Origin of the sequence: Micromonospora sp. LOL_014 (genome assembly GCF_048060245.1) — a bacterium.
Classification (GTDB): Bacteria; Actinomycetota; Actinomycetes; order Mycobacteriales; family Micromonosporaceae; genus Micromonospora_E.
On record NZ_JBHMIP010000013.1, the window covers coordinates 104,621 to 117,826 of the forward strand.

17 protein-coding genes are annotated in these 13,206 nt (G+C 69.2%); 10 read left to right on the forward strand and 7 right to left on the reverse strand.

Translation table 11 applies throughout. The annotated features are described in order from the left end of the window. Positions 1-8 precede the first annotated feature (8 nt). Positions 9-350 (reverse strand): hypothetical protein, encoded by a 342-nt coding sequence (locus ACFHW1_RS13945; protein WP_416553968.1) that lies wholly within the window; start codon positions 348-350, stop codon positions 9-11. 98 nt (positions 351-448) lie between these two features. Continuing rightward, positions 449-1,195, reverse strand: coding sequence for a VOC family protein (locus tag ACFHW1_RS13950; protein ID WP_416553970.1), 747 nt, complete (start codon positions 1,193-1,195; stop codon positions 449-451). Positions 1,196-1,345: 150 nt separating this feature from the next. On the opposite strand from ACFHW1_RS13950, the gene ACFHW1_RS13955 reads away from it, so the two are divergent. Then, entirely contained in the window at positions 1,346-2,347 is a 1,002-nt protein-coding gene (locus ACFHW1_RS13955) for a helix-turn-helix domain-containing protein (protein WP_416615538.1), read from the forward strand. Between the two features lie 20 nt (positions 2,348-2,367). Beyond that, positions 2,368-2,700, forward strand: a complete 333-nt coding sequence (locus tag ACFHW1_RS13960) for a hypothetical protein (RefSeq protein ID WP_416553974.1) — start codon at positions 2,368-2,370, stop codon at positions 2,698-2,700. Positions 2,701-2,708: 8 nt separating this feature from the next. On the opposite strand, the gene ACFHW1_RS13965 is transcribed toward ACFHW1_RS13960, so the two are convergent. Beyond that, positions 2,709-2,846: a hypothetical protein gene (locus ACFHW1_RS13965; protein WP_416553976.1), complete on the reverse strand. Its 138-nt coding sequence runs from the start codon at positions 2,844-2,846 to the stop codon at positions 2,709-2,711. Positions 2,847-2,926: 80 nt separating this feature from the next. Between ACFHW1_RS13965 and ACFHW1_RS13970 the strand changes: the two genes are divergently transcribed. Beyond that, positions 2,927-4,120, forward strand: coding sequence for a helix-turn-helix domain-containing protein (locus tag ACFHW1_RS13970; RefSeq protein ID WP_416615539.1), 1,194 nt, complete (start codon positions 2,927-2,929; stop codon positions 4,118-4,120). 27 nt (positions 4,121-4,147) lie between these two features. Here the strand turns inward: ACFHW1_RS13970 and cutA are convergent, their stop codons facing one another. Next, positions 4,148-4,483: a divalent-cation tolerance protein CutA gene (gene cutA / locus ACFHW1_RS13975; RefSeq protein ID WP_416553980.1), complete on the reverse strand. Its 336-nt coding sequence runs from the start codon at positions 4,481-4,483 to the stop codon at positions 4,148-4,150. A 192-nt stretch (positions 4,484-4,675) separates the two neighbouring features. Next, the gene (locus ACFHW1_RS13980; RefSeq protein ID WP_123604313.1) at positions 4,676-4,870 is read right to left on the reverse strand and encodes a helix-turn-helix transcriptional regulator; all 195 of its coding nucleotides are present in this window, start codon (positions 4,868-4,870) and stop codon (positions 4,676-4,678) included. Between the two features lie 155 nt (positions 4,871-5,025). Between ACFHW1_RS13980 and ACFHW1_RS13985 the strand changes: the two genes are divergently transcribed. The 3 genes from ACFHW1_RS13985 to ACFHW1_RS13995 all read left to right on the forward strand — a co-directional run bounded on the left by ACFHW1_RS13985 (position 5,026) and on the right by ACFHW1_RS13995 (position 5,935). Next, the gene (locus ACFHW1_RS13985; protein ID WP_282232799.1) at positions 5,026-5,265 is read left to right on the forward strand and encodes a hypothetical protein; all 240 of its coding nucleotides are present in this window, start codon (positions 5,026-5,028) and stop codon (positions 5,263-5,265) included. Next, positions 5,262-5,510 carry a hypothetical protein gene (locus ACFHW1_RS13990; RefSeq protein WP_416568073.1) on the forward strand — a complete coding sequence of 83 codons (249 nt, stop codon included), beginning with the start codon at positions 5,262-5,264 and terminating at the stop codon, positions 5,508-5,510. Before ACFHW1_RS13985 ends, ACFHW1_RS13990 begins: the two co-directional genes overlap by 4 nt. Before the next feature lie 164 nt (positions 5,511-5,674). Beyond that, positions 5,675-5,935, forward strand: a complete 261-nt coding sequence (locus tag ACFHW1_RS13995; protein WP_416553984.1) for a hypothetical protein — start codon at positions 5,675-5,677, stop codon at positions 5,933-5,935. Positions 5,936-5,964: 29 nt separating this feature from the next. Here the strand turns inward: ACFHW1_RS13995 and ACFHW1_RS14000 are convergent, their stop codons facing one another. Beyond that, entirely contained in the window at positions 5,965-6,765 is an 801-nt protein-coding gene (locus ACFHW1_RS14000; protein WP_416553986.1) for a hypothetical protein, read from the reverse strand. Positions 6,766-7,022: 257 nt separating this feature from the next. Between ACFHW1_RS14000 and ACFHW1_RS14005 the strand changes: the two genes are divergently transcribed. The 3 genes from ACFHW1_RS14005 (at position 7,023) to ACFHW1_RS14015 (ending at position 10,482) form a co-directional block, all read left to right on the forward strand. Then, entirely contained in the window at positions 7,023-7,607 is a 585-nt protein-coding gene (locus ACFHW1_RS14005; protein ID WP_416553988.1) for a TetR/AcrR family transcriptional regulator, read from the forward strand. 43 nt (positions 7,608-7,650) lie between these two features. After that, on the forward strand, positions 7,651-9,873 hold the full coding sequence (locus ACFHW1_RS14010) for an MMPL family transporter (protein ID WP_416553990.1): 2,223 nt from the start codon (positions 7,651-7,653) through the stop codon (positions 9,871-9,873). Positions 9,874-9,939: 66 nt separating this feature from the next. Then, positions 9,940-10,482: a YbhB/YbcL family Raf kinase inhibitor-like protein gene (locus ACFHW1_RS14015; protein WP_416553992.1), complete on the forward strand. Its 543-nt coding sequence runs from the start codon at positions 9,940-9,942 to the stop codon at positions 10,480-10,482. Positions 10,483-10,528: 46 nt separating this feature from the next. Here the strand turns inward: ACFHW1_RS14015 and ACFHW1_RS14020 are convergent, their stop codons facing one another. After that, a complete protein-coding gene (locus tag ACFHW1_RS14020) occupies positions 10,529-11,320 on the reverse strand; it encodes a hypothetical protein (RefSeq protein WP_416553994.1) in 792 nt (263 codons plus the stop codon). A gap of 333 nt (positions 11,321-11,653) precedes the next feature. Between ACFHW1_RS14020 and ACFHW1_RS14025 the strand changes: the two genes are divergently transcribed. Next, positions 11,654-13,201, forward strand: a complete 1,548-nt coding sequence (locus ACFHW1_RS14025; protein WP_416553996.1) for a peptide deformylase — start codon at positions 11,654-11,656, stop codon at positions 13,199-13,201. Positions 13,202-13,206 lie beyond the last annotated feature (5 nt).

A 13,206-nucleotide genomic window follows, 5' to 3' on the forward strand; every position in this document is an offset into this window, starting at 1 on the left:
CGGTTGGCCTACGGGATCACCCAGATCCGCGCCCACAGCCAGTAGACCAGCGACACCAGCGCCATGATCGCGACGAAGGCCAGCGGCACCGCGATCAACGCGGTCAGGATCGGAAACCGGCGGTGCAGCCGTTGCCGCCGCTGCCAGCGCCACCAGGCCCGGCGGACCCTCGGTCCGCCGGGCAGGCGCAACGCGGCCAGCATCACCCGGCGCCGCCAGGTGACCCGGACCGGCTCCGGGTCACGGATCCAAGCCGGCAGGGTGACCGGCTGCCGGCCACGCCGGGGCTGACCTACCTCGTCGGTACGCGGACCGGCAGCGTCGCTGTGGTCGCCGGACATGTCGGCCATGGCTTCCTCGCTGATCGAAGGGTGTTGGCGTCGGCGATGCCGAACCACGGCCCGATGGTGACAGCGGTACGCCAGCTTGTCGTGATCATTTCGCCTGGTCAGGCAGCCCAGACGAGACAGAACGGGTGGCCGGCGGGGTCGGCGTAGACGCGCCAGTCGGGGCCGGCGCCGTCGAGGCGGGTGGCGCCGATGGCGAGGGCGGCCCGTTCGGCGGTGTCGACGTCCTGGACCTGCACGTCGAGGTGGATCTGCTGCGGGTACGCCGGGTCCGGCCAGCGGGGCGCGGCGTACTGCTCGACCTGCTGGAACAGGACGGGCTGCGCGCCCTGTTCGCCGATCATGGCGATCCCGTCCCCCTCGTAGGTCACCGGTCTGCCGAGCAGCCCCGCGTAGAAGTGGCTCAGCTCCTTGGCGTCGGGGCAGTCGAGCATGACACCCGCCAGAGTGGTACGCGGCTCGTCAGCTTTCAGACACAGGCAGAACGGGTGGCCGGCCGGGTCGGCGAGGGTGTGCCACCGTTCGTTGCGTTGCAACAGGCTGGCACCGAGTTGCTGGGCGCGGTCCGCCGCCGCGTCGATGTCCGACACCTGGAAGTCGAGGTGGGCCTGCTGCGGTCGGTCCTGGCCGGGCCAGTCCGGCGGTACGTGGTCGGCCGCCTGTTGCAGCCCGATCCGCCAGCCGTCGTCGGTGACAAGGGTGATCCAGTCGTCGTCATCGTCGCCGGTGGGGCGGCGTCGCCAGCCGGCGAGCTGTTCGTAGAAGGTGGCCAGGCGGTCGATGCCCGGCGCGTCGATCGCCACGGCCCGCAGTGAGCCGACCGCCTGCCGGTCTGGTCCGGTGGTCATTCCCCCGATCCTGCCGACCCCAGCGCCGGCCCGCCACCGGAATTCGGCGTCGGTCGCCGTTGCCAGGACGCGTGGCCTACGGGTGATCTCGGTGGTGCAGGGTCGCTGGTACGCCACCTCCGTCTACCTGTTATCCGTTCCGCCCGATCGATGGCCAGCAGCGACAAGATGGTCTCGGCGGTACGGTTGGCGGCGGCGGTCGATGCGGCGTGCCGGATTCCGTACGGCCGGGGGCGGGTTTCGGTAGGCGGCGCGATGAGTTCGACGGTGGGCGACAACGTAGGGCGGCTACGTCGACTCAGGGGACTCACTCAGGAGCAGTTGGCGGAGGCGGCCGGGCTTGCGGTCGAGACGATCCAGAAGCTGGAGCAGAACAAGCCGGGATCACCGCGGATGTCGACCTTGCGAGCGGTCGCCGCCGCGCTTGCCGTGCCGACGTCCGTACTGGTCGGGCCTCCTGTCGCCAGCCCGGCGGCCGGTGCCGGAGCCGATGACGACGAGATCGCGGTTGGCCTGCTACGGCGGGCGCTGACTCCGGCCCGTGGCTTGAGCGGGACGACCGTCGGTGGTGTCTCGACAGATCCGCCGACAGTGCGGGAACTGCAGACGTCGATTGCCGATATCGATCGGATCTACCATGGCGACGATTACGCCACCGCGCTCGCCCGGTTACCGGCGCTGATCGGCGAAGCCCGCACCCTTGTCGACGCGAGTGGCGGCGATCAGCGGACCGCAGGTGCGGGGCAGCTCGCTCAGGCGTACCAGATCGCCGGGACGGCGTTGATCCAGCTCCGGCGTTTCGATCTTGCCTATCATGCGCTGAGTCTCGCGCTCGACGTCGCGGACGAGTCCGGAGACGAACTGGTCGCCGCGTCAGTCGTCACCACGATGTGCTGGCTGTTGCTCCGGCAGGGGCGGTTCGACGAGGCCGAGCGGTTGGCCCTCGCCACGGCGGACGCGATCGAGCCACGCTTTTCACGTACTGACCCGACCCGGCTCGCGGTCTGGGGCTGGCTCATGCTGCACGGGTCGGCCGCGGCGATCCGCGACGGTCGCGCCGACGACGCCAGAGAAATGCTGACGCCGCCGGTGCGGCAGCGGTCCGGATCGGCGAGCAGCTACCAGCAGACGTGGCTCTTCGCATGCCGGTGACCACGGGTGCCTTCTGTCCGGTGACCGTGCAGATGAAGCGGGTGGAGATGTCGGTCGTGGCGGGCGACCCGGTCACGGCGCTCGCGTTGGCGGAACGCGTACCTCCGGGGCGCGGCCGGGCCACGTCGGACAACCGGAATCGTCACCAGCTCGACCGTGCCTGGGCCAACTCTGAGCGCGGCGACCTGGTCGAAGCGACGCGCATTCTGTCCGGGCTCCGAGCGGAGTCGCCGACCTGGTTGCGGCATCAGCGGTACGCCCGGGACATCGTCACCACGGTCCTGGCCCGCCACCGTCGATCGGTAAGCCAGGAGCTGGCCACGCTGGCTGACCTGCTGGGTGCGGAGTCCTGAGCGTCCTTTCACAGGGGCGCCTGTCCGCATCGGGGCATGATCGACGCGGTCGCCTCGGACGCGATGCGGTAGGCGATCACTCGATCCTGCGCCGCTGTGGAAGCGAGCGCGTCGGTCACATCAGGCAGTGACAAGATGATCATCATTCTGCGGTACGGTTGTCAGCGGTGAGCGTCGAAGTCTCGCTGACGCGGCGCTGATCTTCCGGCGATCAGGGATGGTCGAGATGGCAGAGTCAGAAGGTTCGAGCTTCTCCCGTCGACTGGGTCAGCTGCGGACTGAGCGCGATATGTCGCTGCGTCAGCTCGCCAGGGCGACCTTTTACAGCAAGTCCTATCTCCATGAGCTGGAAAGCGGCTCCAAGCGACCAACGGCGCAGGCTGCCCAGCGGCTCGATTCTGCGCTCCGAGCCGGCGGTGAATTGTCAGCACTAGCTGACACTCAAAGGGCTCTCAGCCGCCGCCAGTTCGTAGCTGGAGCTGGTCTCGCTGCCGCGCTTCCGCATACCTATCTGGATCACGGCTGCCAGATCGGTGCAGATCTTCCGAATCAATTGGTGGAGCGTACCGCGCGGTTGCATCGTCTGGACGACTTCCTTGGCGGCGCGGACACGTACCAGATGTACGCTGCCGAGCTTGATTCGACAGATCGGCTCATCCGGGACGGACGTTACGCCGAGGACATCCATCGACGGTTGTTGGCGGTGCTCGCCGAGCAGGCGCAGTTGGCCGGCTGGGCCGCCTTCGACGCGGGCCGTCACGGCGACGCGGAGCGGCTGTATCAGGCGAGTCTGACCGCTGCGCAGCAGGCGGACAGCCCGGCGCTTGCCGGCAACGCGCAAGCGTTTCTTGCCTACCAGGCGATCGCGCTCGGCCGGTCCGGCTTGAATCTAGCTATCGCGGCGTGCGAGACAGCGAAAGATGGCGCAACCCCTCGGGTCCTGACTCTCCTGCACTGCCGCCGGGCCTGGACTCACGCCCTTCAAGGACAGGCAGCAGAAGCGGAACGGCAACTCGATACAGGCGCACGGTGGCTGAGCGCCGCCGGTGACCGAGTTGAACCAGATTGGGTCTACTGGGTGGACGACGTCGAGGTCGACATCATGACTGGCCGCTGCTGGTCGGTGCTGCACCGGCCGATGCGCGCGATATCGGTGCTGGAGCACGTCCTGGCGCTGTACAGCGACACGCATGCCCGTGACAAGGCGCTCTATCTGACCTGGCTCGCTGACGCCTACCTCGACGCCAACGAGGTGGAACAGGCGTGCTCCGTGGCGGGCAAGGCAATGCGGCTGGCGGCGGGAGTCGGGTCGATCCGCCCAGCTCAGCGAATCGACTCATTCATGTCGAGGCTGGAGCCTTACGCGGCTCTCCCATGTGTCGTCGACCTACATGGCCAGGCGGCGGAGATGAGCCGGTAGCGTCGCCCGGCCAGGGCAGCTTCAATGTCAACTGCCTGGTGCGGCTTCGTCCGTCGACGATCGAAGCCACTCCAGACATGCTGCCGACCCTGCCACGATTGCCGTGGCGGTGATCTGCGGGTTCTGCCAGGGATGGTGCGCGAGTAGGTGGCGCTCCAAGGCTTCGTACCGGGCGGCCGTCGTGTTGAGTAGCACCTGCCACTCTTCACCCTCGCCCTGGTCGCCGAGATGCCAGAAGACGCTGATCACGGGGCCAACCACCTGGGCGTTCCCAGCCAGGCGAGCACGTACCGCCGATCGGGCGAGGGCTACTGCGGCATCACGTGTCTCGACTGCGGTTGACACCTGTAGATAGTCGCTCATGGTCTGAGGTTAACTCCCGCTCTAGCCGATCCGGTGTCTGCGGACAGCAGATGGTATTCGGCGGACGTCCCCGCTATCGCGTCTTGCGCCAGCGGCCGTGAGTATCGGTTTGTCCTTGCGGACTCCGGTCCTGTTGCGGGTTTTTGGTAAACGGACGCCACTGTACGAGGGAGCACGAAGGTGAATGAGGCATCAGTCTTCTTGTTGGGTCGGGCGGTGGGTGCGGATCCATTCGGCGACCTCGTCGCGGTCCCAGATCCGCATCCGGCCGGAGGCGACGAGCGCGACTGGTGCCGGGAAGCTCGCCCGGTTGGTGATCTCGGTGGCGCGGGTGCGCGATACACCGCCGAGCATCTCGGCGACGTCGGATAGCGCGACGACTCTCACGAGTCGAACGTATGCACCGGCACCCCGTGAACCTTGACAGTTGCAAGGTTGCCTGTGGACGGTCATGGAAGCTGTCCGGGCGAGACATCAGCGGTGTAGCGCCGTGAGCTTGATCGGTTGGGTAACACCAAAACGATCTTGAGAAGGAGAGAGCAGTGATCGTCGAGATGATTCGTGAACTGGTGGTGCGGTGGCGGGAGTGGCGGGACGGGCGGTCGGCGGCGTCGAAGCGCCTGGCCCGGCTCGACCAGGAGCGTGCGGCGGCCAGGCAGCGGCGGTTGGCGGGCAACCGTGGGCACCGCTGGTCGTCCGAGCCGACGATGCTCACTCCGACGCTGCGTCCGCTGATGACCTACGGCCAGATGGTCGGCTACCGCGTACCGGCAGGGTTGTGAGCCTGGTGGACGACGGTGCGAGCGAGTTGGGTCCGAAGGCCGATGCCGATGCCGATGCCGACGACGCCTACTCCACCCGAGAGTGCGAAACCGACGAAGCGGCCGAGGTGGCTCTCACGCTGCGGTGGAGCTTCGAGGACTTGAAGGCCGAGCACGGTGAGGCCGGTGCCCGCCGGATCGTCGCCGAGATCCTTGCCCGGTGGCAGGCCAACGGCGGCGAGCCCGTGTCACTCGACGACGCGTGACCGCTTGGAATCGTCATCTCTTGGAAGGGACGGAACGATGTGGGACATCGGGGCGCTGTTCAGTGCGGCGTTGCTGGGCTTCTGCGCCGGGCTGTGGTCGTTCAAGGTGAAGTCGCGATGGTGTCCGGACTGCGGGCGTAGGACATATCCGTTGGCGGATCGGCGTGGCGGGTAGTCGGCTGCTCCGTGCGCCCGAGCCGAGGCCGGGTGACGTGCTGGTGGTCGGCGGTGAGGCCAGTGTGCAGTTCGCTGGTGAGCGCAGGCTGAGGTTCCGGGTCATCTCGGTCGACCCCGAGCCGACGTACGAGGGCTGGCTCTGGGTCACGGGTTACGTGCTTGACAGGTCCGGCGATGCCGCCGAGCGGCGGGAGATATTCGTGCAACGTGACGGACTCTATCGTCTGCCCTGGCCCGACGGGTCGTAACCTCGCCCGGCCGCCGGGTCGGGCGGTGGTCAGGCGGCGCGGTTGTAGACCGTGATCGTCAGGTTGATCCAACTGAAGACGGTGTATCCCATCCGGACGTCTTCGCGGTTGAACCGCACCGAGGCGAAACGGTCCTCGTTGGTGATCGCGCAGGTGTACCTGGTATCGGGCAGGTCCTCGTCCAACGTCAGCCGGTATTGCGCCGTCGCCTGCTGGCAGAGCTCCGGGCCGTCCCCGGCGGCCTCCCGTAGCTCGGCGTTGTTGATCGCGTCGAGGCCGCTGATGCTGAACCGCAGATCGGCCCGGCCCGTCTCGTCGTAGCCCGTGACGTCCCAGTCCGGGGCGAGTGAGTCGAGGTCGATCTCCGATGTCGCGGAGAGGGGGACGATGGTTTCTGCCCGGTGCACCGTCACCGATGTGCCGCCGGTCGCGGGATCCGGTCCGGCAGTGGTTGGCGACGAACCCGACGAACTCGACGCAGTGGTCCTGGTCGAGCTCGGTGCCGGCGCGCCGGCCTCCCGTGCCGCGTCCGGCCGCGCCGACCAACCGAAGAGGCCCGCCCCGATCAGCGCCAGCACCAGCGCGCTGGTGAAACCAAAGCGAGGGCCGCCGGCCGTACGCCATCTGAAAGCGAGCGCGACCCCGCCGACGAGCAGGCTGCCCGCGATGAGCCGCAGCCCCGCAGTGGGGTGCTCAGTAAAAAAGGACGCGACACCGGCGATCGACCCGGCGACGGCCGCCGCCTGAATGAGTCGGTCGACCCAGTTGATCTTTTGCCGGGGCATGGACGAATCGGTACGCGGCGGCGGTGGATCCACGGTGGCCGACACGACCTCAGGCTATCAAGCAACACACAGCAAGACCGCGACAAATGATTGATCTGCGCCGCTTCCATCTTCGGGTCGGACTCTTAACAACTCTCATCAGGTTCTCGTCAGGCTTCCACCCGCTTCGGGTGCGATCTGCTGGTCGAGATCGAGGTTGAGCGGGCCGTTTGTGTGAGCTGCTTCACCTTCTGACCGATCGGTCAGGATTCCCGGGTTGGCTCCGGCATCCTTGGTTGCGACAGGTGACCTTAGGAACGGAGGTGAGCAAGGTGACGCAGGCCGGCCGGGGCGGCGCAGGCCGGCCCGAACTACGCGAACAGATCCTCGACGTGGCCGCCCAGCGCTTCGCGGAGGTCGGCTTCCGGGGTGCCTCCCTTCAGGACATCGCCGCCGAGGTGGGCTGCGCCAAGGCGTCCCTGCTCTACCACTTCGACAGCAAGGACGCGATCCTCGCCGCCCTGATGAACCCGGCGGTCGCCAGCCTTGCCCAACTCGACCAGCAACTGGCCGGACTCGACGACGAGACCGCCCGCCGTACGGCGATCGACGGCTTCATCGAACTCTGCCTGCGCTACCAGCGGCAGATCGCGGTGCTCTACGCCGAGATCCCGCAGATGCTGCACCAACCCGCCTTCTGCGACCTGGAACAGATGATCGACCGGCTGCTCGACGCCCTCACCGGTCGATCCGGACGCCTGGAGGACCGGTTCGCCGCCCTGGTGGTGCTGGCCGGGGTCGCCGCCGCCAGCTCCAAACACCTCGACCTCGACGCCGACCGGCTCCGCCCGCTGCTGAGCCAGGTGATCGACCGGACCCTTGACCATCCGAGGCCCGGCGCCAGCTGAAGACCCGAAGTTCCGTAACGCCCGACACGACAGAGGATGCCGCATGGCCACCCTGCTATACCGGCTCGGCCGGACCGCCTTTCGCAAGCGACACCTGGTCGTCGCGATCTGGCTGATCGCCCTGGTGGCGCTCGGCTCGGCCGCGCTCGCCTTCCGTGGGCCGACCGTCAGTAACTTCAGCATCCCCGGCACCGAGTCCCAGGAGGCGTTGGACCTGCTGCAGGAGCAGTTCCCCCAGGCCAGCGGAGCCGGCGGTGCGATCGTGATCGCCGCGCCCGAAGGGGAGCAGCTCACCACCGCCGAGGGCCAGGCGGCGGTACTCGCGGTCGTCGGGCAGGCGAACGAACTGCCCGGGGTGGTGGCCGCGCTCGACCCGTTCCAGACCGGGTCGGTCTCTCCGGACGGTCGGTACGCGCTGATCAACGTGCAGTTCGCCGCCCCCACCGACGAGGTCACCGCTGAGCAGCGCGAAGCGTACGAGTCGGTCGGTGAACCGGCCCGCGACGCCGGCTTCCAGGTGGCCCACGGCGGTGAGGTGATGAACACCGAACCGCACGTCGGCTCGCAGGAGGCGATCGGCGTGGCGATCGCCCTGGTGGTCCTGATCATCACCTTCGGTTCGCTGGTCGCCGCCGGAATGACGATGCTCAACGCGCTGATCGGTGTCGGCGCCGGCATGGCCGGCCTGTTCGCGTTGAGCAGCATCGTCGACCTCACCTCGACCGCCCCGGTGCTGGCGCTGATGCTCGGTCTCGCGGTCGGCATCGACTACTCGCTGTTCATCACCTCCCGGCACCGGCAGCACCTGCTCGAAGGGCTGGAACCGGAGGAGGCGGCCGCCCGCGCCGTCGCCACCGCCGGCTCGGCGGTCGTGTTCGCCGGCGCCACCGTGGTCATCGCCCTCGCCGGGCTCGCCGTCGTCGGCATCCCGTTCCTGACCGTGATGGGTCTGGCCGCCGCCGCCACGGTCAGCGTCGCCGTCCTGGTCGCGATCACCCTGCAGCCGGCGCTGCTCGGCTACGCCGGCCGCCGGGTGCTGCCGCGCCGCAAGCGGGCCGTCGACGCGGCCGAGGCGCCGACCACCCACGAGATCCAGGAGTCCTTCGGGTTCCGCTGGGCCCGGCTGATGGTGAAGCTGCGGATCCCGGTGATCGTGCTCGGCGTGGCCGGCCTCGGCACCCTGGCGATCCCCGCCGCCGACATGCGGATCGCGCTTCCGGACGCCAGCACCGCGCCGGTCGGCAGCAGCGAACGGACCGCGTACGACCTGACCACCGCCGGGTTCGGGCCCGGCTTCAACGGCCGGCTGATCATGGTTGTCTCCGGTGACTCGACGGAGGCCGCCACCGCCGCCGCCGGTCAGATCACCGATGCGGTGCAGGGCCTCGACGGCGTACTGATGGTCGCGCCGCCGCAGCCCAGCCAGGACGGGCAGACGGCGATTCTGGCGGTCATCCCGGCGACCGGCCCGACCGAGGCCGAGACCGAGGAGCTCGTCGAGCGGATCCGCGACGAGATCGCCGTACTCGGGCTGGCGCCGGACGACGACGGCTCGGCCGCAGTGGCCCTGACCGGAGCCACCGCCGTCGGCATCGACGTGTCCGACAAGCTCGCCGAGGCGATGCCGGTCTACCTGCTGCTGGTCGTCGGGCTGTCGATCCTGCTGCTGATGCTGGTGTTCCGTTCGATCCTGGTGCCGGTGAAGGCCGCCGTCGGGTTCCTGCTGACCGTCGGCGCGACGTTCGGTATCACCGTGGCGGTGTTCCAGTGGGGCTGGCTGTCCGGGCTGGTCAGTCTGGACACCACCGGCCCGTTGGTCAGCTTCCTGCCGATCCTGCTGATCGGCATCCTGTTCGGCCTGGCCATGGACTACGAGGTGTTCCTGGTCTCCCGGATGCGGGAGGACTTCGTGCACGGTGACACCGCCGTGCAGGCCACGATCAACGGGATGGGACACGGCGCCCGGGTGGTCACCGCCGCCGCGCTGATCATGATCTCGGTCTTCGGCGGGTTCGTGCTGCTCGACGACCCGGTGATCAAGTCGATGGGCTTCGCACTGGCGATCGGCGTACTGATCGACGCGTTCGTGGTGCGGATGACGATCGTGCCGGCGGTGATGTCACTGCTCGGCCCGGCCGCCTGGTGGCTGCCGGGCTTCCTCAGCCGGATCATGCCGAACGTGGACATCGAAGGCGAGCAGCTGCGGGCCCGGCTGGCCGCGCGACGCGACGCCGATTTGGTCGGCAGCGGAGCCGACCGGTCCTGACCCGATGACACCCGGCATCGGTGCGCTGTGCTGCGTACCGGTGCCGGGTGCGGCAGGATGCCTGGCATGAACCTGGACCGACCGATCGCACCTGATCCGTACGACCTGCTTCCGCCGGTCAACTCGTTCGCGTTGACCAGCACCGATCTCTCCGAGGGCGGGCCGCTGCCGACGGCCCACGTCTTCACAGGAGCCGGCGGGGCGAACCTGTCCCCGCAGCTGTCCTGGTCGGGCTTTCCGGCGTCGACCAAGGGGTTCGTGGTGACCTGCTTCGACCCGGACGCGCCGACCGGGTGCGGGTTCTGGCACTGGCTGCTGGTCAACCTGCCGGCGTCGGTGACCGAGCTGGCGCAGGGCGCCGGCGGTGACCCGGCGAAGGCGGCGCCGGGCGCGTTCGGCGTACGCAACGACTTCGGCAACGCCGGGTACGACGGTGCCGCACCGCCGGCCGGTGACCGGCCGCACCGGTACATCTTCGCGGTGCACGCCCTCGACGTCGAAGGGCTCGACCTCGGCCCGACGGCCACCCCGGCATACGTCGGCTTCAACCTGGCCTTCCACACCCTCGCCCGGGCGAGGCTGACGGCCACCTACCAGCAGCCGGGCTGACCGTTACCCCTGCGCGGCCGGTGCCCACCGGCCGCGCGGCGCGGGGTCACGGGCGGATGCAGCAGCCGGGGCAGATCTTCGGGTCGGGCAGGGTGAACGCCAGGCAGCAGGTCCGTCGCTGCACCGTGACGGCCCCGTCCTCGCCCGGCACCAGGTCGATCAGGTCGCCGATGTCGAGCGCGTCGAGCAGTGTGCCGATTGTGGCGGCGGACGAGCCGGGCAGCGCGTCGGCCGCCTGCAGCACCGCGTAGGCGATGCCGGAGGACAGGGAGCCGAGCAGCGTACGCGGGCCGAGTTTCACCCGGCTGTGGATCTCGTCCAGCAGCGGGCTCATGTGCTGGTCAAGCAGGGAGATCCGCAGGACCCGGAGCAGCTCGGCCTCGTCGGCCACGACCAGCACCTCGGGCAGCCCGGCCGCCGCGATCGGGTCGTGCGGCAGCACCGCCACCGGAATTCCGGTGCGCAGGCCGACGTCGACCAGCGGGCCGTCGTCGTCCATCCGCAGCAGTACGTCGTCGGCGCGCATCAGCGGCACCCGGCGGGCCGACGCCCAGCCGAGCGCGACCGGCAGCGCCACCCAGTAGCTGTATGCCTTCCAGGCGAGGGCGGCGGCGGCGTGCCGCTTCGCCTGCCAGCGCCGGGCGGCCGAGTCGAGCATCCGGGGCAGCTGGTCGCCGTGGATCAGCTCGGTGGCGGGCAGCCAGCCAGTCTGGTCGTCGACGAGCAGACCGGCGTGCAGGCCGGGCAGGTCGTCGGTGCCGAACGCGGTGCGTAGCGTGGCGGTGATCGGGGCCAGCGGAGCGGCGGCGCGGGCCCGGGGGTCTATGACGGCGGTCACGATGAGCAACCATCGATCGGGGTGGTGGCAACCGAGAAGGAGGTGGCGCTCCCGTGGTCAACCGGGTCGCACGTCCCTCGCCTCAACGTTCTCACCTTTCGATCCTTCCGACAGCCGCCGACGGTTCACCCTAGCTTGCTAAGGCTAGGCTAACCAGAGTATCGGCGAAACTTCCAGTCGGGGTGGTGACACTCCGTGCCGGTGAGTGATGGGAAAATTTCACAGAGTGCTCCGAACTGTGATGTCAAGTGCTCTGTCGGCAACGCGCCAAATTCGACCGGGGGTGCGAGTCGGAAAGCAGACTGTGGATCCGGCCTGAGGGGACGCCTTGCGATGACCAGCTCGCCCATCGACCGCGCCGCGGACACCTTCGCGGCCGAGCTCGCCCAGTGGCGTCTGGACCGGGCGATGACCAAGAAGCAGTTGGCCGCCCGGATGGGCTTCGACCCGTCGTACATCAGCCACGTCGAAGGCCGCCGGCACCGCCCCACCGAGGACTTCGCCCGTCGGGCCGAAGCGGTGCTCGGCGCCGGCGGCGCGATCTGGCAGCGCTACCAGGAGTACGACGAACTGCGGCACAGCCGTACCAGCGCCCCGCCGCGCGACCCACCGGTGCCCGAACAGTGGATGCCGCCCGGCACCGGCCTGATCGTCGAGCAGGAGGTGGCCACCCTCGCCTACCGGGACGGCTACTACCACTGCACGATCCGGCGGGCCCTCTACAACGCCGGCACCGACCCGGTCACCCGCTACCTGGTCCGGGTCGCCGTCGACCGGTACCCCGACGACCCGGACCGGTCCAACCGGCACCACCGGGAACACCCGCTCACCTTCGTCGAGCTGGACCTGCACGCCTTCTGCGGAACCCCCGGGCACCAGGAGCCGATGCAGTGGCGCAAGAAGCACGACCGCGACGCGTTCAAAGAGGTCTGGCTGCTGTTCGAGAACTCCGACGGCCGGTTCCCGCTGTACCCGGGGCAGCGCACCAGCATCGAGTACACCTACCGGGTCGGTCAGGAGAAGTGGGGGCAGTGGTTCCAACGCGCCGTCCGGCTGCCCACCCGGCAGCTCACCGTACGGCTGGATCTGCCGGAAGCGTTCGACCCCCAGGTGTGGGGGGTTGAGACGTCCCTGTCGGCGGAGGACGCCCCGCTGCGTACGCCGGTGCGCCGGCATCGGGTGAACGGCCGGTCGGTGCTGGAGTGGTCGACCGACGCGCCGCTGCTCAACGCCCGGTACCGGCTGGAGTGGCGGTTCCGGTCCGGGCCACCGCCCCACAGCGGCGGGCAGGCCGGGTCACCGGCCGGGACCGGGACCCGGCCGGAACCGCGGGCCAGCGAACGGATGCGGGCCATCGGGATCGTGCAGCGGGGCGCGGAGATGCTCCGGCAGCAGGTGCAGCCGTTCGAGCTGCCGGCCGACGAGGCGGTGGCGTTGGACACCGTCGCCCGGCTGCGGGCCATGCTGGCCCGGCTCGACGAGCTGCACCCGTTCGGTAAGGGGGTGGGTCTGGCCGCACCGCAGATCGGGCTGCCCTGGGCCGCTGCCCTGGTCCGGGCGCCGGAACCGGGAGCCGAGCCGCTGGCGCTGCTCAACCCGCGGGTCGTCGACACCTCGGTGGAGACCGACGACCAGTACGAGGGTTGCCTGTCCTACTTCGACGTGCGTGGGCTGGTGCCGCGTCCGCTGCGGGTCGACGTCGAACACTCCCGGTTCGACGGCGGCCGGGTGATCACGTCCTTCGAACGGGCGATGGCCCGGCTGGTCGCGCACGAGATCGACCACCTGGAGGGCCGGCTGTACGTCGACCGGATGGCACCGGGGACCAGCCTGGTGCCGGTCGAGGAGTACCGGGACAGCGGCCGGCCCTGGGTGTACTGACCGGG